The organism is Gluconobacter japonicus (assembly GCF_002723975.1).
Classification (GTDB): Bacteria; Pseudomonadota; Alphaproteobacteria; order Acetobacterales; family Acetobacteraceae; genus Gluconobacter; species Gluconobacter japonicus.
Map to the genome: position 1 here is coordinate 36647 of NZ_BEWO01000006.1, position 23920 is coordinate 60566.

Sequence of the window (23920 nt, forward strand, 5' to 3'; positions counted from 1 at the left end):
CGAAATGATCCAGGAGCACGCGGCTGAATTCGTCGATCTGCGCTTCACCGATCCCAAGGGCAAGTGGCACCACACGACCCAGACAGTCTCCACCATTGAAGATGATACCTTCGTTGAAGGCTTCATGTTCGACGGTTCCTCCATCCAAGGCTGGAAGGCCATCAACGAGTCCGACATGGTCCTGCTGCCGGATCCGGAAACGGCCGTCATGGACCCGTTCTCCGCGAAGCCGCAGCTCATCCTGTTCTGTGACATCGTCGACCCGAAAACCGGTGGTTTCTACAACCGTGACCCGCGCTCGACTGCAAAGCTCGCAGAAGCCTATCTGAAAGAAGCCGGCTTCGGTGACACGGCATTCTTCGGTCCGGAAGCTGAGTTCTTCATCTTCGACAACGTGCAGTTCGGCACGGGCCCGAACTTCGGCACGTACCAGCTCGACAGCATCGAAGGCCCGGGCGCATCCCTGAAGGCCTACCCGGAAGGCAACATGGGCCACCGCCCTGTCGTCAAGGGTGGCTACTTTCCTGTCCCTCCAGTGGACAGCGAACATGACCTGCGCGCCGAAATGCTCTCCACGATGGGCGAAATGGGCCTGCCGATCGAGAAGCACCATCACGAAGTTGCACAGTCCCAGCATGAGCTTGGCACGAAGTTCGCAACGCTCGTGAAGTCCGCTGACTTCATGCAGATCTACAAGTACTGCGTGCACAACGTCGCCCACTCCTACGGCAAGACGGCCACGTTCATGCCGAAGCCTATCGCAGGCGACAACGGCTCTGGCATGCATGTTCACCAGTCCATCTGGCGTGACGGCAAGCCAACATTCGCTGGGGACAAGTATGCGGACCTGTCTGATGAAGCCCTGTACTACATCGGCGGCATCATCAAGCACGCGAAGGCTCTGAACGCCTTTACGAACCCGTCCACCAACTCCTACAAGCGTCTGATCCCGGGCTTCGAAGCGCCTGTGCTGCTCGCCTATTCCGCAGCCAACCGCTCCGCTTCCTGTCGTATCCCGCATGCGACGAACCCGAAAGCAAAGCGCGTTGAAGTCCGCTTCCCGGACCCGATGGCAAACCCATACCTCGCCTTCGCTGCCATGCTGATGGCTGGCCTGGACGGCATCCGCAACAAGATCCATCCGGGCGACGCCATGGACAAGGATCTGTACGAACTTCCAAAGGAAGAGCTGGCTCAGATCCCGACGGTCTGCGGTTCGCTCCGTGAAGCCCTTGAAGCCCTCAAGGAAGATCACGCGTTCCTTCTCGAAGGCGGCGTCTTCACCAAGGACCAGATCGAGAGCTACATCGACATCAAGTGGGCAGAAGTCTACAAGTTCGAGCACACGCCGCACCCGGCAGAGTTCGAAATGTACTATTCGGTCTGATCCGAACAGACATCTGTCAAACGAGAAAGCCCGGCCATCGCGCCGGGCTTTTTTGTATGCAGTTTCCCTGCTACGGCATCCCTTATGATGCACCCCGCCTTCGAGGCTTTCTCAACTTCCATTCTGCCGGTTCTGGATATCGCCGGCACCGCTGTGTTCGCCGTCTCAGGAGCACTGGCGGCCGCGCGTGAACGCCTGACGATCCTGACATTCATGTTCTTCGCCGCCATCACAGGCGTCGGAGGCGGTACCGTCCGCGATCTGCTGATCGGAGCCCCAGTCGCATGGATACACAATTCCACAGGCATCACAGTCTGCATGGTCTGTGCCCTGCTTGTCTGGTTCACCCCGGGGCGCCTCTGGTCAGAACGCGCCGTGGACTGGTTCGATGGAATGGGAATTGCCGCTTACGGCGTGTACGGCTCCGCCAAAGCTATTGCTTACGGCATTCCCCTCGTTCCGGCAGCTCTTATGGGCATCGTCAGCGCCTGCATGGGAGGTATCTTTCGGGATGTTCTGGCAGGCGTCCCATCCATCATCATCCGCCCTGAACTCTACGTGACGGCCGTAGCCCTCTCCTCATGCAGCTATGTGCTTCTCACCACACTTGGCCTCAGCACAACACTCGCAGCAGCAATCGCCATTACGGCCGGTTTTGCCCTGCGTGCCCTTGCTCTCATCAAAGGGCTCGGACTTCCTCACTACCGGAAATAACGCCACCCCAGACGGGAAAGACCATCATCCATGCGCTTCGTAACCTGCCTGCACAAGCTTCTGATAGCGCTTCCGTTCTTTCTCGCTCCGGCATGTAGCAGGGCAGCGAATTTTGACATCGTGGTTCTTGGTGCAAAAGGCGGTTTGGAAGACGGAAACCTGAGCGCCTATTTCATCCGTCCAATCACATCAGACAAAGGTGTCCTCTGCGACGCCGGAACCATCCTTCACGGCCTGAAGGAAGCAACCAGAACAGGCGCCTTCGACACACACACCCTGACATCAAAGACCTTGTCCCCGGAAGGCGAAATCCTTCATGACAGGGTCACCGCCTACCTCATCAGCCATGCCCATCTGGATCATATCGCCGGCCTCGTCGCCGTCTCGCCAGATGACGTCCCCAAACCCATTCTGGCACTTCCGTCCGTCAACGCCGTTCTGGCGGAACACGTCTTCAACTGGCAGGTCTGGCCCAACATGAGCGACCGCGGCCCCACACCCCGCCTCGGCCTGTATCATTATCAGGACCTTGAACCCGGAAGAGCTGTCCCCCTGCCACAAACCCCACTTCAGGTTCAGGCTTATCCCCTCAACCATGGCGGCGTGGAATCAACCGCGTTCCTGCTAATCAGCGGATCAGACGCCCTGCTCTATCTTGGCGATACAGGCCCAGATACCCCCCAGCACTCGGACAATCTGCATCACCTCTGGCAAGCCATCGCACCACTGGTTCATCAGAAACACCTGCATGCCATCCTGATGGAATGCTCCTACGACAACAGTCAACCTACCAGCCACCTCTATGGCCATCTGACACCACACTGGGTCCAGAAAGAACTACAGGATCTGCAAACGGTCGCAGGAACCAGGCTCCAAGGCCTTCCCGTCATCATCACGCACGTCAAGCCAACGCTCAAACGTCAGGAGGATCCCGCAGCCCGTATTTTCGAAGAATTGAACGCTACGAATGTAACAGGCGTCCATTTCATTATGGCCCATCAGAGCCTGCATCTCAGGCTCTGATGGGCCATGCGGCTTCAATCAGCCAACAACGTCAAAACCAACATCTTCAACAGTGTCTTTCAGTGCAGAAGGCGAAACCTTTGCTTCATCAAACTGAATGACAGCCTGAGCCGGCTCCAGCGTGACTTCCGCTGCCGACACACCCGGCACAGCCTCAAGCGCCTTCTGCAACTTGCCTGAACACCCCGTGCAGGACATGCCCTCAACCTTGAACGTCACAGATGCAGTCATGGGTGTCTCTCCTTTATCCCTGTTCCGTCGCTCCAACAGCGGCACCCCAGAAGAGACACATTCCCATTGAAATTGAAACTGCTTTCAGACCCCGTCACTGATTTCATCCAGAGGCTCCACACGCATCAGCTGCACAGTAGCATTCAGTCGATCCAGAAGCCCCGCCAGAGCTCGGAAATGCGGCGTTTCAAGATGCTGCTCAAATGCTGCCGTAGACGCCCAGCGCTCCTCCGCCGTAAACCGTCCTGCCGTCTCCATATCCCGGCTGATCACGTAACGCTGGCAGCCTTCTTCCTTGCGGGACGCCACCGTGCAGCGCACCAGTTCCAGCTCTAGGTCGCGCGCCCTGTCAGCAGAAACAGTCAGGATAGCGACAACACAGGCAGAATGGCTCATCATAAGATCCTTCAGGAAACGAAACGCAGCACCGTCATGAAACATCCGATCCACGGCCCTGCCAAAGCCTGTTTCTAAAAGATCGGTTTTCAGAAGTCTCGCCCATGTTTCACATGAAACATCCTTTTCCTATCACCGGAACCAACATCCATGAGTCTCGAAAGCGTCAAAGCAGATCTCGCCACCCGTGCGCCTGACCTCTCCGTCGTCGTGACCAGCAGCTCCACAGCAACAGTCGAAGAAGCCGCCGCCACACATGGCGTCGAACCCGACCAGATTGCCAAAACCCTCGGCGTCAAAGTCGGATCAGGTCCAAATGCCAGAACCGTTCTCGTCGTGATGGCAGGCACAAAACGCCTGGACAACCGCCTGACGAAAGAAACGCTCGGCGGTCGCCCCCGCTTCCTCAACGGTGAAGAGGTTCTGGCCCTGACAAGCCACCCACCGGGCGGCGTCTGCCCATTCGGCCTCCCCGAACCTCTCCCTGTGTACTGCGATGACTCTCTGCGCGCCTTTGAACAGATCATCCCTGCTGGCGGAGCCACCAACGCTTCCGTGATCCTCACACCGCAACGCCTTGCAGAACTGACGTCCGCCACATGGGTCAAAGTCAGCACCTGACCCTCGCCTCTATCCAACAAAAAAGACGCCCCTCTCAGGGCGCCTTTTGCATCAAAAACAGACCAGCTTACGCGTCCGCATAAGTGGAAATATCCGGGCAAGAACAAATCAGATTCCGATCACCCCAGGCATTATCCAGTCGCCCCACCGGAGACCAGTACTTGGACGTGGAAACACCCCCAGGGAAACATCCGGTCTCACGGCTGTAAGACCGATCCCACGCACCCGCCAGATCCGCCGTCGTATGCGGCGCAAAACGCAGCGGGCTGCTTTCGATCGCAACAGCACCAGCCTCCACTTCGGAAATCTCCTTCCGAATGGCGATCATCGCATCGCAGAACCGATCCAGCTCGACCTTGCCCTCAGACTCTGTTGGCTCAATCATGAACGTGCCCGCTACGGGGAAACTGACCGTCGGGGCATGGAACCCGTGGTCAATCAGACGCTTAGCAATATCGTCCACCGTCACACCAACTGCATCCTTGATTGGCCGCAGATCAACAATGCACTCATGCGCCGTAAAGCCATTGCTGCCCCGATACAGTACCGGATAATGCGCTTCCAGACGCGTCGCGATGTAGTTCGCATTCAGAATGGCCACTTCCGTTGCACGGCGCAGCCCCTCATCGCCCATCATCATGATGTACGCCGCAGAAATCGGCAGAATGGACGCTGACCCATATGGTGCAGCAGAAACGGCAATCCCGTTCTGGCCCGGCAGATACGGCGCCAGATGGCTCCCCACGCCAATCGGCCCCATGCCCGGCCCACCACCGCCATGCGGAATGCAGAACGTCTTGTGCAGATTGAAATGCGAAACATCGGCCCCGTACAAGCCCGGTCGTGCCAGACCAACCTGCGCATTCAGGTTCGCACCATCCAGATAAACCTGCCCACCAGCCGCATGAACAAGATCACAGATCTCGACAATCCGTTCCTCAAACACACCATGCGTGGACGGATAGGTAATCATGATGGCCGCCACACGCCCGTCATGCTGCGCGATCTTCGCCTTCAGATCCTCAACATCCACGTTGCCATTGCTGTCACAGGCCACGACAACAACACGCATCCCCACCATGTGGGCAGAGGCCGGATTTGTCCCATGCGCAGACGCCGGAATCAGACATACATCGCGATCCATATCCCCACGCGCCTGATGATAACCCCGGATCGCCAGAAGGCCTGCAAACTCACCCTGTGCGCCAGAATTTGGCTGAAGCGACACAGCATCATAGCCCGAAATCGCACACAGCGTCCGCTCCAGATACGCGAACAGTTCCGCATACCCAGCCTGCTGGTCTTTCGGCGCAAACGGATGAATCCGCCCGAACTCTGGCCAGGTAATGGGAATCATCTCCGCCGTCGCATTGAGTTTCATCGTGCAGGAGCCCAGCGGAATCATCGTCCGATCCAGCGCCAGATCCTTGTCAGACAAAGACCGCATATACCGCAGCAGATCCGTCTCCGAACGATGAACATGGAACACCGAATGCGTCAGCAAAGCCGCCTGACGGGACAGCGCCTGCGGCAGACCTTCTTCAACGGAAAGCTCCCGCTCCAGAACCGCAATACGCGCCTCGTCCGCCCCAAAACACTGCCACAGCGCCCGAATGGTCTCAGGCGTCGTCGTCTCATCACAGGACAGACCAATCCGTCCTTCGCCCGCATCACGCAGATTGATCCCGGCGTCCAGAGCCTTGGCAAGAATGCCCTGTGCATCGGAACCTGCCTGCACTGTCAGCGTGTCGAAAAACGTTTCCGTCTCAACCGTCACGCCAAGAGCCTCCAGACCCGCAGCCAGAATAGTCGCCAGACGATGCGTACGACCCGCAATCGCCTTCAGCCCTTCCGGCCCATGATACACCGCATACATAGACGCAATGACGGCCAGTAAAACCTGCGCCGTGCAGATATTGGACGTCGCCTTCTCCCGGCGGATATGCTGTTCCCGGGTCTGCAACGCCAGTCGATACGCCGGACGCCCGGCGCTATCACGGGACACACCGACCAGACGCCCCGGCATATGCCGCTTGTAAGCGTCCTTCGTCGCCATGAACCCGGCATGCGGGCCACCACCACCCATCGGCACGCCATAACGCTGCATGGAACCAATGGCGATGTCCGCGCCCAGAGCCCCTGGGCTTTCCAGCATCACAAGAGCCAGCGGATCACAGGTCACGGCAACAATACCGCCCTGCGCATGAACAGCCTCAATCACACCCCGCGGGTCACGCACAGCCCCAGACGACCCCGGATAGGACAGCAGCGCACCAAACACGGACGCCGCATCCAGATCCGTCGCCGGATCACCCACCACAATCTCCCAGCCCAGCGGCTCGGCCCGCGTCTTCAGAACAGCCAGCGTCTGTGGATGCGTATCAGCATCTACGAAGAACCGGCCGGACTTGGACTTGCAGATACGCTTGGCCAGCGCCATAGCCTCCGCACAGGCCGTGCCTTCATCCAGCAGGGACGCATTGGCAATATCGAGCCCTGTCAGATCAGCCACAAGCGTCTGGAAGTTCAGAAGCGCCTCAAGGCGCCCCTGACTGATTTCCGGCTGATACGGCGTGTAAGCCGTGTACCAGGCCGGGTTTTCCAGAATATTGCGTTGGATGACCGGCGGAAGAACCGTGTCGTAATATCCCTGCCCGATCATGGACGTCAGAACACGATTCCGGGACGCAATCTCCCGCAGACGCGCCAGAGCCTGCTGTTCCGTCAGCGCCGCGCCAATCCCGTGGTCACCACGATCAAGAATGGCTTTTGGAACCGTCCGGTCAATCAGATCATCAAGGCTGGACGCCCCGATCGTCTGCAACATCTCCGCAATTTCAGAGGAGCGTGGGCCAATATGGCGGGAGCTGAAGTCTTCGGTCTGTTCAGGCCACAGGATCGTCACGGTATCGTTCTCTGGAAATCTTGATGGGCAGGGAAAGAAAAATGGGTCCGACAGAAGCCAGACCCATCACAGAACGTCAGAGGCTCTTGTACTGCTCTGCCGTCAGAAGGGACGTCACGTCATCCGGGTTGGAAACCTTCATCTTGAAGATCCAGCCCTCACCTTCCGGGTCATTACCAACCAGCGTCGGCTCGTCGGACAGCTTCGTATTGAAACCCGACAGCACACCGGCAACCGGAGCATAAATGTCAGACGCCGCCTTGACGGATTCCACAACCGCAGCAGCATCGCCCGCCGCCACGTCCGTGCCCTCGTCCTTGGCTTCCACGAACACCAGTTCGCCCAGTTCTTCAGAAGCATGCGCCGTAATGCCTACGGTCGCTTCTTCCCCGTCCAGACGGATCCATTCATGCGATTTGGTATAATAAGTCGTCATCGCTGCTTTTCCTTGGCTTAACGCTTGAAACCGGGCGCCACGAACGGCATCGCCCGAATATGAACCGGAACGAATTTCCCACGCAGTTCGGCGAACAGCGCCGTGTCATTTCCCGCGTAGTCTGTTGCGACATATCCCATCGCCACCGGCGCCTGGACCGTCGGGCCAAAAGCCCCTGACGTCACCACGCCGATCTCTTTCTGGCCTTCCGCATCCGCAAAAAGCTTCGCCCCCGCACGAACAGGCGCACGCCCCTCCGCCATCAGGCCAACACGCTTGCGGCTGACACCCTCACGAGCCTGACGCAGAACGATTTCAGCGCCCGGATAGCCCCCTTCACGAGAACCTCCTTCGCGCCGGGCTTTCTGAATAGCCCAAGCCAGAGAGGCTTCAATCGGCGTGGTCGTCGTATCGATATCATTGCCATACAGGCAAAGCCCCGCTTCCAGACGAAGCGAATCCCGGGCTCCAAGCCCAATCGGAAGAACCTGTGGCTGGGCCAGCAACGCCCGTGCAACAGTCTCCGCATCCGCGGCTGCACAGCCAATTTCGTAACCGTCTTCGCCCGTGTAACCCGAACGCGACAGCGTCACCGGAACACCAGCAAGCTCCGTCTCGATCACGTCCATAAAACGCATATCGACCGCTGCCCGACAAAGAGGTGCAAGAGCCTCCTGAGCCTGCGGTCCCTGTAACGCCATCAGCGCGCGATCAAACTGTCGCGTCACAACACAACGGTTGGAAAGAGCCGCTTCAATCAGCCCCGCATCCTGCTCTTTGCAGGACGCATTCACCACAACGAACAGATCATCGCCCATATTGGCGACCATCAGATCATCCAGAATACCTGCGGCATCATTGGTCAGAAATCCGTAGCGCTGCCGTCCCTTCGCAAGCCCCGCATAATCAGCCGGAATCAGGCTTTCGAGCGCCAGAGCCGCATCCCGGACATCACCACTACGGGCAGAAATCCTGATCTGCCCCATATGGGAGACGTCAAAAAGCCCGGCCTTGCTACGCGTGTGCAGATGCTCGGCCATCAGCCCGGCCGGATACTGAAGCGGCATCTCATAACCCGCAAACGGCACCATCTTGGCACCAAGCTCCAGATTGAGAGCGTGAAGAGGAGTACGCTGGAGAGAGTCGGTCATAGGGTAGGTCCGGCCCGGTCAAAACATGAAGGTGCAGACGCACCCGGAGTTTCCGGAATACGCCGCCCCTTCTGTCCTTTTGCCTGAGATCGCTATCCCGTCGGCGGGTACGTCAGGCGCACCTCTCTCCAGAATTTACCGACCAACTCGGTCCTTTGGCCTGAGAGTTTCCGGGGCGGTTGCTCCTTCGGCGCCAGCTCTAAAAGCTGGTCTCTCCCGTATTGGTCGGACTTAATCCTGCCAGTTTCCCAATTTCTTCGCAATCGTTACGATCTGTTCCGCGTTACGATTTCTGGACATTTTTAGACTTTGAAAGGAGCCACAATGGCTGGCGAACTGACCGTCATCGCAGAATTCTCCATCAATCCGGAGAACCGCTCTCTTTTTCTGGAAAACTGCGCTTATGACAGTGAGCGTTCCAACGCAGACGAACCCGGTTGCCTCGCCTTCGACGTCATCACTTCAAACGAAGATCCCAACACCATCGTGCTGGTCGAGCGCTACACGGATCAGGCGGCCTTCGATACACATCTCAAAACACCTCATTTCGAGAAATTTGCCGCAACAACAAAAGCTCTGGGCGCAGTCGAAAAAAGCGTCCGCTTTTTCACAAGGACAGCCCCATAATATGCACACACTGAAAAACAGTCTTTTCGGCTGCGCTTTCCTGCTGGTCACGGCCTGTGCCGCTTCCCCTAACCAGAAGACACCAGAACACCGCATCATCGGCATGCCGAACCCTGCCAGCGCAAGCTGCATCAAACAGGGCGGCACACTCGAAATCGTAAACGGTCCCACCGGCCAAAGCGGAATGTGCCACCTCCCGTCCGGACAGACCTGCGAAGAGTGGGCTTTGTTCCGCGACCACCGCTGCCAGAGCACACCACAGACCACGAAACCATAATCCTCATCAGCCGTTTCCCCTGCCTCCAATGTCGTCGGGGAACGGCTTCTTCGGCACATTGGGCCTTTCAGACTAAATACATAGCATGTTATGTATTTTATCCACATTATCCACCTAAGGCGGATTTCCCCATGCGGACCCAGGCGCCCTGTCTCTCCATCGGATTCCTCGCCACCACAACAGGGCGCCTGTTTACGCGCCTGATGGAGCAGAAACTGAAACCCGCCGGAATGCGCGCAGGCCAGATCCCGGTCTTTCTCGCTTTAGGAAAAGGGGAAATCCTCAATCAGAAATATCTGGCCGAATTCGCAGGCATCGAGCAGCCCGGCATGGCAACCCTGCTGGCCCGCATGGAACGCGACGGCCTTATCGAGCGTGAAACCGATCCCAACGACAAACGTGTCAGCCAGATTCGCCTGACACCAGACGGGCTGATGAAAGGCCAGAAAATCATTCCGATCATGGAAGAAGCGAGCAAGGAAGCCTTCAAAGGCTTTACCCCACTCGAGCGAGACATTCTCATAACGCTTCTGGAACGGATGAGCAGCAGTCTCGAACGCTGTCTTTAAAGCCCCCTCACTTTTAGAAAAGTGAGGGGAAAAGCACCTTACTTGTCCGTCTTCGGAAGGTGCTCGGCAATATATGGCGGCAGATTGAAAGACCCGACGTGAATTTCCGGCGTCCAGTAACGCGTCGTTCCAAGAATATTGGCAGCCTCTGCACGCGCGCGGATCTGCTCCAGCGTCTGCGTGTTTGGTGACTGGCCCTTGGAGGCCATACCCAGCGTCATGAAGCCGCCAACATAGGTCGGAACAGCGGCAACATACGCTGAGACATGCGGGAAGAATTTCGCACGACGCAGGCTCGTCTCATACAGTTCATCAGCCTGCATGAACGGCACACCGCACTGGTTCACAATCAGACCTTCATCCGACAGGATACGCGCGCAGTTGCTGTAGAACTCATCCGTAAACAGGACTTCACCCACCCCAATCGGGTCCGTGCTATCAACGATAATGACATCAAAAGATCCGTCAGCAGCCTTGGCAACATAGTCGATGCCATCGCCAACGATCACTTCCGCACGCGGATCGTTCCAGGCATCCCCTGCAATATTCGGCAGATGCTGCTTGGAAAGCTCGATCACCGCACCGTCAATTTCCACCATAACGGCTTTCTCGACGGTCTTGTGCTCCAGAACGCGACGCAGAACGCCACCGTCCCCAGCCCCAATAATCAGAACACGCTTGGCACACGGATGCGCCAGAACAGGAACATGCGTCAGCATTTCCTGATAAACGAACTCATCGCGCTCCGTGATCTGGATCACACCGTCCAGAACCAGCACACGACCATGGCTGGAGCTTTCAAAGACCACCACGTCCTGGAAGTCAGATTTAACGCGCGCAAGTTCACGCGTGACCAGAAAACGCTGTCCCCAGTCCGGGTACAGGGTCTCGTTGATCCATGTTTCAGCCATGGTCTTCAATTCCTTGTCGGGATTTCAGTGCAGAAGCAGGACCGGCCCCACCGGGCCGATCCTTGCCTGAGGATCAGGACGCGCTAGCGTTCCTGTCCTGGACGCGTCCACGGCGCACGGCATCGACTTCGATACGGCCAGCCTGGAACAGACGCTGCATGACCGGAATCGAGAGATTCGGATCACATGCGCCACACATAAAGACGTCAACCGCAGCGTAATTCCGCTCCGGCCACGTGTGGATCGAGATGTGGCTCTCAGCAAGCACGATCACACCAGACACGCCACCATTCGGCGTGAAGTGATGGAAATGGCTGTGCAGGATCGTTGCACCAGCAGCGATTGCTGACTCGCACAGAGTCTCATCAATACGTGCCGGATCATCCAGATTCCGGGCATCCCAGAAATCGATCAGCAGGTGATTGCCGGCATAGCGTTCGCCATCCCGTTCAATAAAGTAGTCCTTGCGCTCCTCTTCAACAGAGTGAGCATCGCTGTTCTGGATATCTCTCGGGAGTTCCGATACCATCCCCAGTTGAGCAAGTGCGTTCATCACGTACCCCCAAACCAGTAGACAGCCTGTTGGGCGAAATCGCCCCCTTGGGCCAAGAAGCGCGGTGTTAGAGCCCCCTCCCTGCGGATGCAAGGATTTTCTGCCCTGATTCGTTAATATGTCATATTCTAGGAAGAAACAGGCGTCCGCCCACGCTTCCATACATTGCGCTCATCAGTGTCTGGCGCACCTCACAACTGGGATAGCAGCATAAAAACACCCCAAGATCCCTCTCAAAAGAGGCTTCGTCTTGGGATGGGCCGACACATCAACGCTTTTTAATCCAATAATTCAAGGACCTGTCATATCCGTATTAAAAAACGATTCGGAGCGCCTCAAAACAAAAAAACACGCGTCCCAAAGCCGGAAATCCTCCAACTCCGAGACGCGTGTTTTTCCTGCCCCTCAGCAGAAAACCGCTGAGGGACTCCAACCCGTAAAGATCAGTTCTTGGCCTTGTCGACCAGCTTGCCCTTGGCAATCCACGGCATCATCGCACGCAGCTTCTCACCAGTCTTCTCAATCTGATGAGCGTCATTGCGAGCGCGGATAGCCTTGAAGCCAACGCCGCCGGACTGGTTCTCAAGGATGAAGTTACGAACGAACGTACCATCCTGAATGTCCGTCAGAACGCGCTTCATCTCAGCCTTCGTTTCCGGCGTGATGATGCGCGGACCCGTCACATACTCACCATACTCCGCAGTGTTGGAGATGGAGTAGTTCATGTTGGAAATACCGCCTTCGTAGATCAGATCCACGATCAGCTTCATTTCGTGCAGGCACTCGAAGTAAGCCATTTCCGGGGCATAGCCACCTTCAACCAGCGTCTCGAAACCAGCGCGGATCAGGTCAACAACGCCACCACACAGAACAGCCTGCTCACCGAACAGATCGGTTTCGACTTCTTCCTTGAAGGTCGTCTCGATGATGCCTGCACGGCCGCCGCCGTTTGCGGAAGCGTAGGACAGAGCGATGTCCAGAGCCTTGCCGGAAGCGTTCTGCGCCACAGCGACGAGGGACGGCACGCCGCCGCCACGCTGGTATTCGGAACGAACCGTGTGGCCCGGGCCCTTCGGCGCGATCAGGAACACGTCCAGATCCGGACGGGCTTCAATGATGCGGAAGTGGATGGACAGACCATGCGCGAACGCAAGAGCGGCACCCTGCTTCAGGTTCTTCTCAAGGCTATCCTTGTACAGAGCGCCCTGGCCTTCATCCGGCGTCAGAACCATGACCACATCGGCCCACGCAGCAGCGTCTTCCGGGGACATGACCTTGAAACCAGCCTCTTCTGCCTTCTTGACGGCAGAGGACGTCGGACGCAGGCCGATGACGATGTCGGTCAGGCCGCTGTCACGCAGGTTGTTGGCGTGAGCGTGACCCTGGCTGCCGTAGCCAATGATCGCGACTTTCTTGCTCTTGATCAGATTCAGATCGGCATCGCGATCGTAATACACCCGCATCAGACATGTTCCTCGTTAACGTGAAAGACAGAAGGGCCACGGCCAATGGCCGCAATCCCCGTGCGCGAAACCTCAGCCAGGCCAAGGGGGCGCATCAACTCGATAAAAGCGTCGATCTTGGCGGGAGACCCCGTCAATTCGAACACAAAACTGGTGGCCGTCGTATCAACCGGGCGTGCCCGGAAGGAGTCTGCAATCCGCAGACCTTCCGTACGACTTTCGCCGCGGGACACAACCTTCACCAGAGCAAGCTCGCGGCCCACATACGGCCCTTCTTCCATCAGATCACACACAGCATGAACAGGAATCAGACGCTTCAGCTGCGCCTTGATCTGCTCAATGACCTGCGACGTCCCCGACGTCAGAACCGTAATGCGTGACAGACTGCGCTCGGCATCCACCAGCGCCACCGTCAGGCTTTCGATATTGTAGCCACGGCCGGAAAACAGGCCCACCACGCGGGCCAGCGCGCCACTCTCGTTCTCAATCAGAACCGAGATGACCGAATTCTGGATTGTCTCCGTCATCAGACCAACATCATCCCTTCTTCGGTCAGACCTGCCGCCGCGGAATCCTGATCCGGGCCAAGCAGCATCTGGTTATGGGCCGCCCCCGACGGAATCATCGGATAGCAGTTTTCGTTTTCCGCCACGCATATATCCGCGATGACAGGACCATCATGCTCCAGCATCCGGCGAATGACATCATCCAGTTCGCCCACACAGGTCGCACGCATTCCCGTTGCCTGAAACGCTTCTGCCAGCTTCACAAAATCTGGCAGCGCCTCACTGTAAGACTGGGAATAGCGCGACCCATGCAGCAGTTCCTGCCACTGGCGCACCATGCCCATATACTGGTTGTTTAGAATGAAGATCTTCACTGGCAGACGATACTGCGCAATCGTCCCCAGTTCCTGAATGTTCATCAGGGTCGAGGCTTCACCCGCGATATCAATCACCAGCGCATCCGGATGCGCTACCTGCGCACCCACAGCAGCCGGCAGACCATAGCCCATCGTTCCCAGACCACCGGAAGTCAGCCAGCGGTTCGGCTCGGCAAACTGGAAATGCTGGGCCGCCCACATCTGATGCTGGCCAACCTCGGTGGACACAAACGTGTCACGCCCCGTCTCCATCGCCATTTCATACAGACGACGAATGGCATGCTGCGGACGGATCACCGCAGACGGCGTCATGTCCTGCGTGAAGCCGAAGCCATCCACGCTGCGCCAGGACGCAATCTGGTTCCACCATGTGCTCAGATCAGGTGCTGGCGTGTCGTCCCACGCATCCAGCAACGCCTGAAGCGTATCGCGAACATCCCCTTCGAGACGCACATCCACACGAATGATCTTGCCGATCTGGCTCGGATCAATATCCGCATGAACCTTGAACGAGTTCGGTGAAAACGCATCCACACGGCCCGTCACGCGATCATCGAAACGCGCACCCAGAGCGATCAGCAGATCACAGCCATGCGTGGCCATATTCGCCTCAACAGACCCGTGCATGCCCAGCATACCCAGGAACTGCGGATCAGGAGACGGAAACGCCCCCAGCCCCATTAGCGTGGACGTCACCGGGAAACCTGTCTTGCGCGCCAGACGACGCAGCAGCTCAGACGCTTCCGGACCGGAATTAATGATGCCACCGCCCGTGTAGAACAGCGGACGCTTGGCCGTCTTCATGGCCTGGACCGTGCGGGCAATCGCTTCGGCATCCGGCCCACCCTGATGGCGGAAACGCTTCAGCCGGGACATGGCAGGGGCCGTCAGCGGAGCCTGACCAACCGTGATGTCCTTGGGCAGATCAACCAGCACAGGCCCCGGACGACCGGAACGCGCCACCTCAAAAGCTTCACGCACCGTCTGGGCCAGAGCGCCCGGCGTCCGCACCAGATAGTTGTGCTTCGTGGCCGGACGGGTAATGCCCGTCGTGTCCGCTTCCTGGAACGCATCATTGCCGATCAGCTTCGTCGGCACCTGACCGGTCAGGCAGACCAGCGGGATCGAATCCATCAGCGCGTCAACAAGGCCGGTCACGGCATTGGTCGCACCCGGACCAGACGTCACCAGAACAACGCCAACCTTGCCCGTCGAACGCGCATAAGCCTCAGCCGCATGAACGGCAGCCTGCTCATGACGGACAAGAATGTGGCGAATACGGTCCTGCTTGAAAAGCGCATCGTAGATTGGAAGGACAGCGCCCCCCGGATAGCCAAAGACTACCTCTACGCCCTGTTCATCGAGAACGCGCAGAAGCACCTCCGCGCCATTCAGCGCTTCGTTGCCTGTTGTTGCGTCTCTTTCAGCAGCAGCCGTCACCGTATCCTCCTAAGGGGTATGAGGCGCGGGATTTAGGACAGGTTGGGGTGTGCCGTCAACTCGTACAGATATAAAATGTTCTATTTTTTCGTATTCAGTTTTCGATTCTTGCGTAAAATGGGCATATCTTTGAAATGAAATCATTGAATCAGCCTCTACACCCAGAGCGTGATGCCGAAACCATGTGGCCTGACGGCGGGTATATCGTCCAATCGCCAGAACGGCCGCCTGCTGCGCGGCTTCAAGCGTCATGTCACCCTGCAGAACTGCCGCAAGTTCCGGAACCCCATGCGCACGCATGGCAGGCAGAACAGAATCCAGCCCCCTCGCAATAAGACGACGCACTTCTTCCAGAGCGCCAGCTTCAAGCATCTGTTCAAACCGCACATTCAGAGATTGCCGCAACACATCACGCGGCGGGTCCAGAAGAACAGACACAAACCGGCACGGCGCAGGCGGCAACCCCGGCTGGGTACGCCACCATACCAAACCATGCCCGGTCCCGCGCCACACTTCCCAGGCCCGCGAAATCCGCTGCGTGTCATTCGGCCGAAGCGTTTCCGCCGTTTCGGGGTCCACCTCCGCAAGCCGGGCATGCAATGCCGCTGGACCAATGTCTTCGGCCAGCGCCCGCGCTTCCTGACGCGCCTCATCGCCGGGATCGGGCACTTCCACCAGCCCATCCGTCAGTGCTCGAAGATACATCCCCGTACCGCCACAGAGGATTGGCAGGCGTTCTTCCGCCCAGGCAGCCTCCATTTCCTCAAGCGCCCGTACCCGCCACCAGGCCACACTGCCCGGCGTTGCTGCATCCAGCATACCGTAAAGCCGGTGCGGAACAGCGGCCTCATCAGCCGCGTCAGGGCGAGCCGTCAGAATGTGCAGATCACGATAAACCTGCATGGAATCCGCATTGATCACCGTCCCCCGGAAAGTCCGGGCAAGGTCCAGAGCCAGAGCCGACTTGCCGGAGCACGTCGGGCCAGCCACAATGAGTGCTGTCTTCGGGGCGTTCATCCCCCTGTTCCTGCCACACGCGCTGGACCGTTACGAGAGCTTATGTCCCTTCCTTCCGTTCTGACCCTCATTGCCGACCGCAAGGCTGGCCCCCTCAAACCAGAAGCCATCGACGTCGCCCGCTCGCTGGTGAAGGGCAAGGCCCCCATCGTCCTGTCGGACGGGGAAGCTGTCGATATTCCATGCCCAACACCCGGCCCAGGCTCGGCGAGTGCTGCGACAATCCGCGCAACCCTCGCGCCCTATCAAACAGACGCCCTGCTCCTGAAAACCCGTGGCCGCCGCAAAGCCGTTCTAGTCGCGGACATGGACAGCACCATCGTCACTGGCGAAACGCTGGACGAAATGGCAGCTCTGCTCGGCATCGGGGAACAGGTCGCGGCCATTACCCGCGCCTCCATGAATGGAGAGATCGACTTCGAAACCTCCATCGAACAGCGCGTCGCCCTGCTGGCCGGTCACCCTGCGTCTGTTCTTGAAGAAGTCTGGAAAACCGTCACCCTGACGGAAGGTGCCAGAGAACTCGTCTGCACCATGCGCAAGCACAATGCCCGCACGGCACTCGTCTCAGGCGGCTTTACCTGGTTCACCCAGAAGGTCGCTGAACTCTGCGGCTTCGACGAGAACTACGGCAACAGCCTTGAAATCGTGGATGGAAAAATAACCGGTCGTCTCGATGCCCCGGTTCTTGGCCCAGATGCCAAACTGAGCCACCTCGAATCCCTGACTGCCGAACGCGGCGTTCAACTCAAGGCCGCACTAACAACAGGCGATGGCGCAAACGACATTCCGATGCTGGCCAACGCAGGCCTCGGTCTCGCCTTCCACGCCAAGCCAAACGTGAAAAAAATCATCGGCACGCAGATCAATTTCGCCAATCTGCGCGCCCATCTGTTTGCTCAGGGCTACAAGGCAGCCGATTTCGTCGCCGACTAACCTCGTGCACCCGCCTCAATACCCCCAGGTATAGGGCGGGACACCCCCGTCATAGGCCGGAGCACCGTAGTACCCCTGAGGCACGGCATACCCCCCTGCTGGAACACACCCCTGATACTGGGTCAGATAATATCCGGCCGGACACCCAGAGGCGGCGTTCTCAATCGCCATTCCAGCAGCAACACCCAGCGCGGCGGCGCCAAGGCCCCAACCGCCCCAGCCCCAGCCGCCCCCCCAGCCCGGTACCCCCCAACCATAGCCATACCAACCGGGGCCACCCCAACCGTTCCAGCCACTCCATCCGGGACGTCCCCACCCCATAAAGCGCGGGCCACCCCAGCCTCCACTCCAGTTTCCATAACCCGGCCGGAATCCCCAGCCCGGTCCACCACCATATCCACCGCGAAACCCGGCCGGACCACCCCTAAACCCGCCGCCATATCCACCGGGACCTCCGCCAGGACCGCCGCGAAAGCCACCACCACCGGGTCCACCACGGAAACCGCCACCTGGACCGCCGCCCATTCCTCCCCTGAAGCCACCACCACCAGGGCCACCACGGAAACCTCCGCCTCCTTGCTGGGCGAACGCCGTCATCGGGAGGCTTCCAGCAAGGGCAGCCATCAACAGTGCTCCGACGGTTTTCTTCGTGATGTTCATGGCCTGTCTCCTCGGAAAGAGCCGTATTCTGTCTTCAGTAAATATCGGTAACACCCTGTTCTCTGAAAAGGGCTGTTTCAGGGCATGAAACAAGTCGTTTCACGTGAAACATACCAGTCACCGACGGCGCTTACCCCGGGCCCCGATATGTCCCCCCAGACGCTGCAACGCATCTCGAAGCTCATCGTCCTCAATTTCCGGAACATCGACCTGAATGGGCCTTGGCCGAGCCGGACGTGGCCGCTCAAACGCCGTCATATCCTGCACGATTTTAAGACGCACGATCATCGCCTCTCCCCGCAGGCCACAGGTTGTGTTGATCCGTTCGATAATCTGAGGCGCAAGATGCTGAAGCTCCATCGCCACAGGCCCAGAACAGGCCAGCGTCAACGTCCCCGCAGAAAACCGCCGCGGCTCCGTCACTTTAGACAGGCGCTGCCCGATAAAATCTTCCCAATCCATGGACAATCGAACCAGCAATGGCGATTTTTTTTTGAAAGCGGGCTGGGTAATTCCCGGCACCAAAGCCCCGATCTGCCGCGCTCCACCCCGTTTAGCCGTCCAGTTCTGTTTGGGCGTAAATGTATCAGTCCGATCACGAAGGTTCTTGTTTGGACCCCGATCCTTCGTCATATCCCTCTCCGTGACTCCTGATGCTTCCGACCTGCTGCGCTGGTACGATACGCACCGCCGCACCCTGCCCTGGCGTAGCCTCCCCGGCGAACGCCCCGATCCCTATGGCGTCTGGCTAAGCGAAATCATGCTTCAGCAGACGACGGTAAAAGCTGTCATAGCGTATTACGAACGCTTTCTCACGCATTACCCCACTGTACAGGATCTGGCCGCTGCCCCGCAGGAAGACGTACTCCGTCTCTGGGCCGGGCTCGGCTATTATGCCCGCGCCAGAAATCTGCACGCCTGCGCAAAACGCGTCGCTGAACTCGGACAGTTCCCAGACACCGTTGACGAATTGCTCAAGCTCCCAGGCATCGGTGCATATACAGCGCGCGCCATTGCAGCCATCGCTTTTGGTAGACCCGTTGTCCCGGTTGATGGAAATGTCGAACGTGTCACGTCACGACTCTTCGCCATTGAGGACCCGCTTCCTGCATCCCGGCCCCTCCTGGCACGGCAGGCCGCATTACTGAACCAGTCCAAAGACGCACAGCAACGCCCCTCCGACTTCGCTCAGGCATTGTTCGACCTTGGCGCCACACTCTGTACACCCCGTAACCCGTCCTGCCTCACCTGTCCTTGGCGCCCAGCATGTCAGGGTCACGCCGATGGAATTGCGGCCACCCTTCCCCGCAAAGCCCCCAAACAGGCAAAACCAACCCGCTATGGCACTCACTTCGTTCTTCAGGATGCATCCGGGCATATGCTGATCAGAACGCGTCCTGAAAAAGGATTACTCGGCGGCATGGACGAATTTCCCGGTACAGACTGGCTCGCAACCCCATGGGACGAGAAAGACGCCCTCGCAATGGCTCCGGTTTTGGGCCCATGGACAGCCTGTGGAGAGGTCATCCATGTCTTTACCCATTTCACGCTTCGGCTCATGATTTACGCCGCAGCCCTCCCTGCAGGCCATAATGCAGGGATCGATCCCTCTTTTGGCACGTTCCGGTCCACAGAGCGCGCCGCCCTGCCAGGTGTTATGAAAAAATGCCTGGCCCTCGCAGTTGCTGATTTGGAGACACGATGAACGCAACCCCTTCCCTGACCCGCCTGTGGTTCATGGACTGGCATGGTCGGGTTCTCAGCCACGACCCTATCCGGGATGACTTCTCACAGGCTCCCTTTGAGCCCGGCATCCACCCGGGCCTGTCCGCACAGCTTCCCGTTCCACTGCACCTGCCATGCAGTGTTGCCTTGGAAAAACGGGTTTCCATGCCCCGCCCGCTCCCCCGGTTTGAAATGCAGGCCGCACCGAACGGACTCGTCTGCTTTCAGGTCAAAGACAAAGGCACCTACCTCAAAAGCGCCCGTTTCCCGCACGGTGGAGAAGTCGTCGCCACATCACCTCAGATTGCCCAATGGGAATCTTTTCTCCCCATGAGCGAGAATTTTCTGCGCGGCCTCTCCGCACTTCTTGTCCCGCAGGCCGCAACCCTGACAGACCCGCAGACAGGTGAAGCCTTTTCAGCCATCCAGTTACACTCTGGATTTATCGGAGAAATAAACGGAAAGCGGCTTTCTCTCGTCAAAAACACCTCAGCCATCGAACAACTTGGCTCCCTTGCAGCAGGGCAAACAGCGGACATTTCCTTTCAGGAAGAAGATCATGACACGCCCTTAATAATCCGCGTTCAACGTCCTGGTTGACACCGTATGACACAGACGTCACGATTGATGTGAGCTCTCGTAAAAACCGGACCCATTACCCTGACTTTGCGTTGTTTCCCCTGACATCTCTGAGGGAAAGCAATTCGCAATGTCTCATGATATCCCGACCATTATTCCTCATCTCGCCCCGTCCATTCTGGATACGGGAATGGTCGAGAAAGGTCAGATCAATTTCGGAAACTGGCGCGGGGACGCCGATGTTCCCGAAAGCCAACCCCCACAGGCCCTTCCCCCTTCAGAGCGGGTAGGGTTTGCCATCATGGGCCTTGGCCGTCTGACCCTCGGAGAAATCCTCCCCGCCTTTGCAGACTGCCACTTCGCAAAACCTGTCGCACTCATCTCCGGACGACCCGAAAAAGCGCGTTTAACGGCACATAGCTACGGCATCGGAGACGACTCCCTCTTCACATATGATGACATCCACCGTCTGGCAGATCGCCCCGATATTCAGGCCGTATATGTCGTCACCCCCAACGCTCTTCACGAAAAACAGGTCGAAGCTCTCGCTGCAGCCGGAAAACACGTCCTGTGCGAAAAGCCGATGGCCAATTCAAGTGCAGAAGCCCAGCACATGATCGACGTCTGTCGGAAAGCACACGTCAAACTTATGATCGCCTATCGCTGCCATTACGAGCCCTTCAATCAGGCAGTCCGCAAACTGGTCCAGAGCGGAGAACTGGGGCGCCCGAAACTTGTAGAAGCCATCAACACCCAAATGCAGGGCAGCGCAGACCAGTGGCGCCTCAAACCGGAACTGGCAGGGGGCGGAGCGTTACCAGATATTGGACTGTACTGCCTGAACGGCACACGCGCCGTCCTTGGAGAAGAGCCGGAAAGCCTTTTCGCTCAAATGGTCAGCCCCCCAAATGACCCGCGCTACAAAGATCTGGATGAAACATTCTCATTCATGCTCCGCTTTCCATCCGGCGTAATCGCAAACTGCGCGACCAGCTACGGAGCCCATGAAAGCAAGGATCTTCGAATCCAGCTCGAAAAAGGCTGGATCACCCTTGAAAATGCTTTCTCCTACACCGGCCATCGCCTTCGGATCGGCAGACGGGAAGGCAACCATAAAACTGTCAGCGAATGGCGGCTTCCCGCAGAAAACCAGTTTGCTCTTGAGATCGACCATTTCGCAGATTGTATCCTGAACGATCTCACCCCCAGAACCCCCGGCGAAGAAGGACTGCGCGATCAGAAACTCATGGAGTCCCTCTATGAGTCCGCAAAAACAGGACGAATGATCCACCTGTCCCCGACGTCATAAAAGTCCTGTTCTTCCTGCTGGCCCTCGCAGCCGGTTTTGGAAACCCGATTCAGTCAGCCGCCAACGCCGGATTGAACAAGGCTCTCGGTCCAGCATCGACAGTCCTGACCGTTTACAGTGTGGCACTGGCAGCCCTGCTCTGCACGCTGCCAGTCCTTGCACTCAGCGACCCGTCCGAGCCTTTTATTGACCGTCTCTCACACGTTCCATGGTGGGCGTGGGTGGGCGGCCTCTTCAATGTCGCGTTTGTCCTCGCCGGCTCTCTGGCAGCACGGGAAATTGGTTCAGCCGTTTTCACTGTAACAGTCGCAAGCTGTGCCATCGCTCTCTCCGTCCTTCTGGATCACTTCGGACTGCTCGGACTGGAGCAACATACCGCCTCCCCCCCACGCCTCATTGGAGCGACCATGGCGATCAGAGGAATCTTTCTGGTCAGCATGTTCTGAACGCAGCTGACCAGAAAGACGGCTTCCCTTAGTCGCCCTGAGTCGTCGGCGCAGAAGAAGACAGCCCCGTCATGATCCGCGTAACAGCCTGTCGCACGCCAGCTTCCCATTCCGGATCTGCCTGCCGGAACAGAGCAAATTGCCGTTCCATGATCTCTGCCGGAACACCCGTCATGGCCCCGGCAATATTATTGAAGAAACGCTCCCGCTGAGCAGCATCAAACAGACGGAACAGCGCGCGCGGCTGCGCAAAATCATCCCCGTCAGTGCGATGCTCGTAGTAGCCCGCATCCCCATTGATCCGCAGAGGCGGCTCCATGGCAGCACTCTCTTCAACTGGCCCGCCAAACGAATTCGGCTCATAATATTCGCCATCCCCCGGCTCAGGCGCATCAAACCGCATGGGACCATCCATGTGATAATTTTTCACGGCAATCTGCGGACGGTTCACTGGCAGCGATTCATAATGCGTCCCCACCCGGTAACGATGCGCATCTGCATAAGCAAACAGACGCCCCTGCAAGAGCCTGTCAGGCGAGAAGCCAATGCCCGGCACGATATTGGATGGTGAAAAAGACGCCTGCTCGATCTCCGCAAAATAATTCACGGCATTACGATTCAACTCCATGACGCCCACCTCCTGCAAAGGATACTCCGCATGAGGCCAAACCTTCGTCACATCGAACGGATTGAAACTGACGCGCTCCGCCTCCGCCTCTTCCATCACCTGAATGAACACAGTCCACCTCGGGAAATCGCCGCCCTCAATGGCCTCGTAAAGATCAGCCTGCGCGCTCTCACGATCCTGCCCGATGACAGCATTCGCCTCATCATTCGTCCAGAAACGGTGCCCCTGCTGGGTCTTGAAGTGGAACTTCACCCAGAAACGCTCACCCTGTGCATTCCAGAGCGAAAACGTGTGGCTGCCATACCCGTTCATGAACCTGTAGCCCTGCGGCAGCCCACGATCGGAAAACAGGATCGCCACCTGATGCAGGCTTTCCGGACTCAAAGACCAGAAATCCCACATCGCCGTCGCAGACCGGCGGTTCGTACGCGGATGACGCTTCTGGGTATGAATGAAATCCGGAAACTTCATCGGATCACGGACAAAGAAAACGGGCGTGTTGTTCCCAACAAGATCCCAGTTCCCCTCATCGGTATAAAACTTCAAGGCAAAACCCCGAACATCCCGTTCAGCATCCGCCGCACCGCGCTCACCCGCGACAGTGGAAAAACGCGCCAGCATATCGGTAGTCTTGCCGACTTCAGAAAAAATGGACGCCCTGCTAAAACGGGTAATGTCATGCGTGACCGTAAACGTGCCGAACGCGCCTGAGCCCTTGGCATGCACAGTCCGCTCAGGAATACGCTCCCGGTTCTGGTGCGCCAGTTTCTCGAGCAACTGATAATTTTCCAGCAGCAGCGGCCCACGCGGACCTGCCGTCTTGCTATCCTGATTACTGACCCAAGGGGCACCTGCGGTGGTGCGAATGATAGTCCGGTCGGCCATGGCCTGATCTCCTGTCTTAACAAGTGAGACCAGTTAGCCGATACACAAACAAAAGGTTAAACCGATTTATTTTTTATCTGTGTTCGGTTTTTCCTTTTAAAAACCTTTCAAGTTTGCGTCAGTGTTTGATCCATTTCCTGCACAGATT

At 57.8% G+C, this 23920-nt stretch carries 26 protein-coding genes and 2 riboswitches; of the genes, 12 read left to right on the forward strand and 14 right to left on the reverse strand.

The window, feature by feature from the left end; translation table 11 throughout:
* Nucleotides 1-4 precede the first annotated feature (4 nt).
* From glnA to GJA01_RS05600, 3 genes are all read left to right on the forward strand, one after another.
* Nucleotides 5-1387 carry a type I glutamate--ammonia ligase gene (gene glnA / locus GJA01_RS05590; protein WP_023944416.1) on the forward strand — a complete coding sequence of 461 codons (1383 nt, stop codon included), beginning with the start codon at nucleotides 5-7 and terminating at the stop codon, nucleotides 1385-1387.
* A gap of 84 nt (nucleotides 1388-1471) precedes the next feature.
* Nucleotides 1472-2101 (forward strand): trimeric intracellular cation channel family protein, encoded by a 630-nt coding sequence (locus GJA01_RS05595; protein WP_062503363.1) that lies wholly within the window; start codon nucleotides 1472-1474, stop codon nucleotides 2099-2101.
* 30 nt (nucleotides 2102-2131) lie between these two features.
* A complete protein-coding gene (locus tag GJA01_RS05600; RefSeq protein ID WP_062503365.1) occupies nucleotides 2132-3124 on the forward strand; it encodes an MBL fold metallo-hydrolase in 993 nt (330 codons plus the stop codon).
* Between the two features lie 18 nt (nucleotides 3125-3142).
* On the opposite strand, the gene GJA01_RS05605 is transcribed toward GJA01_RS05600, so the two are convergent.
* A complete protein-coding gene (locus GJA01_RS05605) occupies nucleotides 3143-3355 on the reverse strand; it encodes a heavy-metal-associated domain-containing protein (RefSeq protein ID WP_062503366.1) in 213 nt (70 codons plus the stop codon).
* 84 nt (nucleotides 3356-3439) lie between these two features.
* On the reverse strand, nucleotides 3440-3796 hold the full coding sequence (locus GJA01_RS05610) for a putative quinol monooxygenase (RefSeq protein WP_062503367.1): 357 nt from the start codon (nucleotides 3794-3796) through the stop codon (nucleotides 3440-3442).
* 105 nt (nucleotides 3797-3901) lie between these two features.
* On the opposite strand from GJA01_RS05610, the gene GJA01_RS05615 reads away from it, so the two are divergent.
* Nucleotides 3902-4372 carry a YbaK/EbsC family protein gene (locus GJA01_RS05615; RefSeq protein WP_010504474.1) on the forward strand — a complete coding sequence of 157 codons (471 nt, stop codon included), beginning with the start codon at nucleotides 3902-3904 and terminating at the stop codon, nucleotides 4370-4372.
* Nucleotides 4373-4439: 67 nt separating this feature from the next.
* Here the strand turns inward: GJA01_RS05615 and gcvP are convergent, their stop codons facing one another.
* From gcvP to gcvT, 3 genes are all read right to left on the reverse strand, one after another.
* Entirely contained in the window at nucleotides 4440-7277 is a 2838-nt protein-coding gene (gene gcvP, locus GJA01_RS05620) for an aminomethyl-transferring glycine dehydrogenase (RefSeq protein WP_062503368.1), read from the reverse strand.
* A gap of 76 nt (nucleotides 7278-7353) precedes the next feature.
* Nucleotides 7354-7713: a glycine cleavage system protein GcvH gene (gene gcvH, locus GJA01_RS05625; protein WP_048842819.1), complete on the reverse strand. Its 360-nt coding sequence runs from the start codon at nucleotides 7711-7713 to the stop codon at nucleotides 7354-7356.
* A gap of 17 nt (nucleotides 7714-7730) precedes the next feature.
* On the reverse strand, nucleotides 7731-8864 hold the full coding sequence (gene gcvT, locus GJA01_RS05630) for a glycine cleavage system aminomethyltransferase GcvT (protein WP_062503369.1): 1134 nt from the start codon (nucleotides 8862-8864) through the stop codon (nucleotides 7731-7733).
* A gap of 61 nt (nucleotides 8865-8925) precedes the next feature.
* Nucleotides 8926-9002, reverse strand: a riboswitch (glycine riboswitch).
* Nucleotides 9003-9093: riboswitch (glycine riboswitch) on the reverse strand.
* 95 nt (nucleotides 9094-9188) lie between these two features.
* Here gcvT and GJA01_RS05635 point away from each other — a divergent pair.
* The 3 genes from GJA01_RS05635 (at nucleotide 9189) to GJA01_RS05645 (ending at nucleotide 10337) form a co-directional block, all read left to right on the forward strand.
* Complete coding sequence (locus GJA01_RS05635) at nucleotides 9189-9491, forward strand: putative quinol monooxygenase (protein WP_034880839.1); 303 nt, start codon at nucleotides 9189-9191, stop codon at nucleotides 9489-9491.
* A gap of 1 nt (nucleotide 9492) precedes the next feature.
* The gene (locus GJA01_RS05640; RefSeq protein WP_062503370.1) at nucleotides 9493-9768 is read left to right on the forward strand and encodes a putative hemolysin; all 276 of its coding nucleotides are present in this window, start codon (nucleotides 9493-9495) and stop codon (nucleotides 9766-9768) included.
* A 131-nt stretch (nucleotides 9769-9899) separates the two neighbouring features.
* On the forward strand, nucleotides 9900-10337 hold the full coding sequence (locus GJA01_RS05645; RefSeq protein WP_062503371.1) for a MarR family winged helix-turn-helix transcriptional regulator: 438 nt from the start codon (nucleotides 9900-9902) through the stop codon (nucleotides 10335-10337).
* Between the two features lie 38 nt (nucleotides 10338-10375).
* Here GJA01_RS05645 and speE read toward each other — a convergent pair whose 3' ends face one another.
* The 6 genes from speE to miaA form a co-directional block, all read right to left on the reverse strand.
* Nucleotides 10376-11248, reverse strand: coding sequence for a polyamine aminopropyltransferase (gene speE / locus GJA01_RS05650; RefSeq protein ID WP_023944404.1), 873 nt, complete (start codon nucleotides 11246-11248; stop codon nucleotides 10376-10378).
* A 73-nt stretch (nucleotides 11249-11321) separates the two neighbouring features.
* Nucleotides 11322-11801 carry an adenosylmethionine decarboxylase gene (speD, locus tag GJA01_RS05655; protein WP_010504462.1) on the reverse strand — a complete coding sequence of 160 codons (480 nt, stop codon included), beginning with the start codon at nucleotides 11799-11801 and terminating at the stop codon, nucleotides 11322-11324.
* Between the two features lie 443 nt (nucleotides 11802-12244).
* Nucleotides 12245-13264 carry a ketol-acid reductoisomerase gene (gene ilvC / locus GJA01_RS05665; RefSeq protein WP_010504460.1) on the reverse strand — a complete coding sequence of 340 codons (1020 nt, stop codon included), beginning with the start codon at nucleotides 13262-13264 and terminating at the stop codon, nucleotides 12245-12247.
* A complete protein-coding gene (gene ilvN, locus GJA01_RS05670; RefSeq protein WP_062503374.1) occupies nucleotides 13264-13791 on the reverse strand; it encodes an acetolactate synthase small subunit in 528 nt (175 codons plus the stop codon). Before ilvN ends, ilvC begins: the two co-directional genes overlap by 1 nt.
* A complete protein-coding gene (gene ilvB, locus GJA01_RS05675) occupies nucleotides 13791-15587 on the reverse strand; it encodes a biosynthetic-type acetolactate synthase large subunit (protein ID WP_062503376.1) in 1797 nt (598 codons plus the stop codon). Before ilvB ends, ilvN begins: the two co-directional genes overlap by 1 nt.
* A 9-nt stretch (nucleotides 15588-15596) precedes the next feature.
* Nucleotides 15597-16604 (reverse strand): tRNA (adenosine(37)-N6)-dimethylallyltransferase MiaA, encoded by a 1008-nt coding sequence (gene miaA / locus GJA01_RS05680; RefSeq protein WP_062503378.1) that lies wholly within the window; start codon nucleotides 16602-16604, stop codon nucleotides 15597-15599.
* 42 nt (nucleotides 16605-16646) lie between these two features.
* Between miaA and serB the strand changes: the two genes are divergently transcribed.
* Nucleotides 16647-17540, forward strand: a complete 894-nt coding sequence (gene serB / locus GJA01_RS05685; RefSeq protein ID WP_062503380.1) for a phosphoserine phosphatase SerB — start codon at nucleotides 16647-16649, stop codon at nucleotides 17538-17540.
* A gap of 15 nt (nucleotides 17541-17555) precedes the next feature.
* Here the strand turns inward: serB and GJA01_RS15235 are convergent, their stop codons facing one another.
* Nucleotides 17556-18200: a hypothetical protein gene (locus GJA01_RS15235; RefSeq protein WP_099282302.1), complete on the reverse strand. Its 645-nt coding sequence runs from the start codon at nucleotides 18198-18200 to the stop codon at nucleotides 17556-17558.
* Nucleotides 18201-18317: 117 nt separating this feature from the next.
* The gene (locus tag GJA01_RS05695; protein WP_062504915.1) at nucleotides 18318-18833 is read right to left on the reverse strand and encodes a DUF721 domain-containing protein; all 516 of its coding nucleotides are present in this window, start codon (nucleotides 18831-18833) and stop codon (nucleotides 18318-18320) included.
* 10 nt (nucleotides 18834-18843) lie between these two features.
* Here GJA01_RS05695 and mutY point away from each other — a divergent pair, with 10 nt between their 5' ends.
* The 4 genes from mutY to GJA01_RS05715 all read left to right on the forward strand — a co-directional run bounded on the left by mutY (nucleotide 18844) and on the right by GJA01_RS05715 (nucleotide 22259).
* Nucleotides 18844-19905, forward strand: a complete 1062-nt coding sequence (mutY, locus tag GJA01_RS05700; protein WP_062023444.1) for an A/G-specific adenine glycosylase — start codon at nucleotides 18844-18846, stop codon at nucleotides 19903-19905.
* Entirely contained in the window at nucleotides 19902-20525 is a 624-nt protein-coding gene (locus GJA01_RS05705) for a hypothetical protein (protein WP_062504917.1), read from the forward strand. Before mutY ends, GJA01_RS05705 begins: the two co-directional genes overlap by 4 nt.
* 109 nt (nucleotides 20526-20634) lie before the next feature.
* Nucleotides 20635-21813, forward strand: a complete 1179-nt coding sequence (locus GJA01_RS05710) for a Gfo/Idh/MocA family protein (RefSeq protein WP_062504919.1) — start codon at nucleotides 20635-20637, stop codon at nucleotides 21811-21813.
* 17 nt (nucleotides 21814-21830) lie between these two features.
* Nucleotides 21831-22259, forward strand: coding sequence for a DMT family transporter (locus tag GJA01_RS05715; RefSeq protein WP_255312267.1), 429 nt, complete (start codon nucleotides 21831-21833; stop codon nucleotides 22257-22259).
* A 28-nt stretch (nucleotides 22260-22287) separates the two neighbouring features.
* Here GJA01_RS05715 and GJA01_RS05720 read toward each other — a convergent pair whose 3' ends face one another.
* Nucleotides 22288-23772, reverse strand: coding sequence for a catalase (locus tag GJA01_RS05720; RefSeq protein WP_062504923.1), 1485 nt, complete (start codon nucleotides 23770-23772; stop codon nucleotides 22288-22290).
* Nucleotides 23773-23920 lie beyond the last annotated feature (148 nt).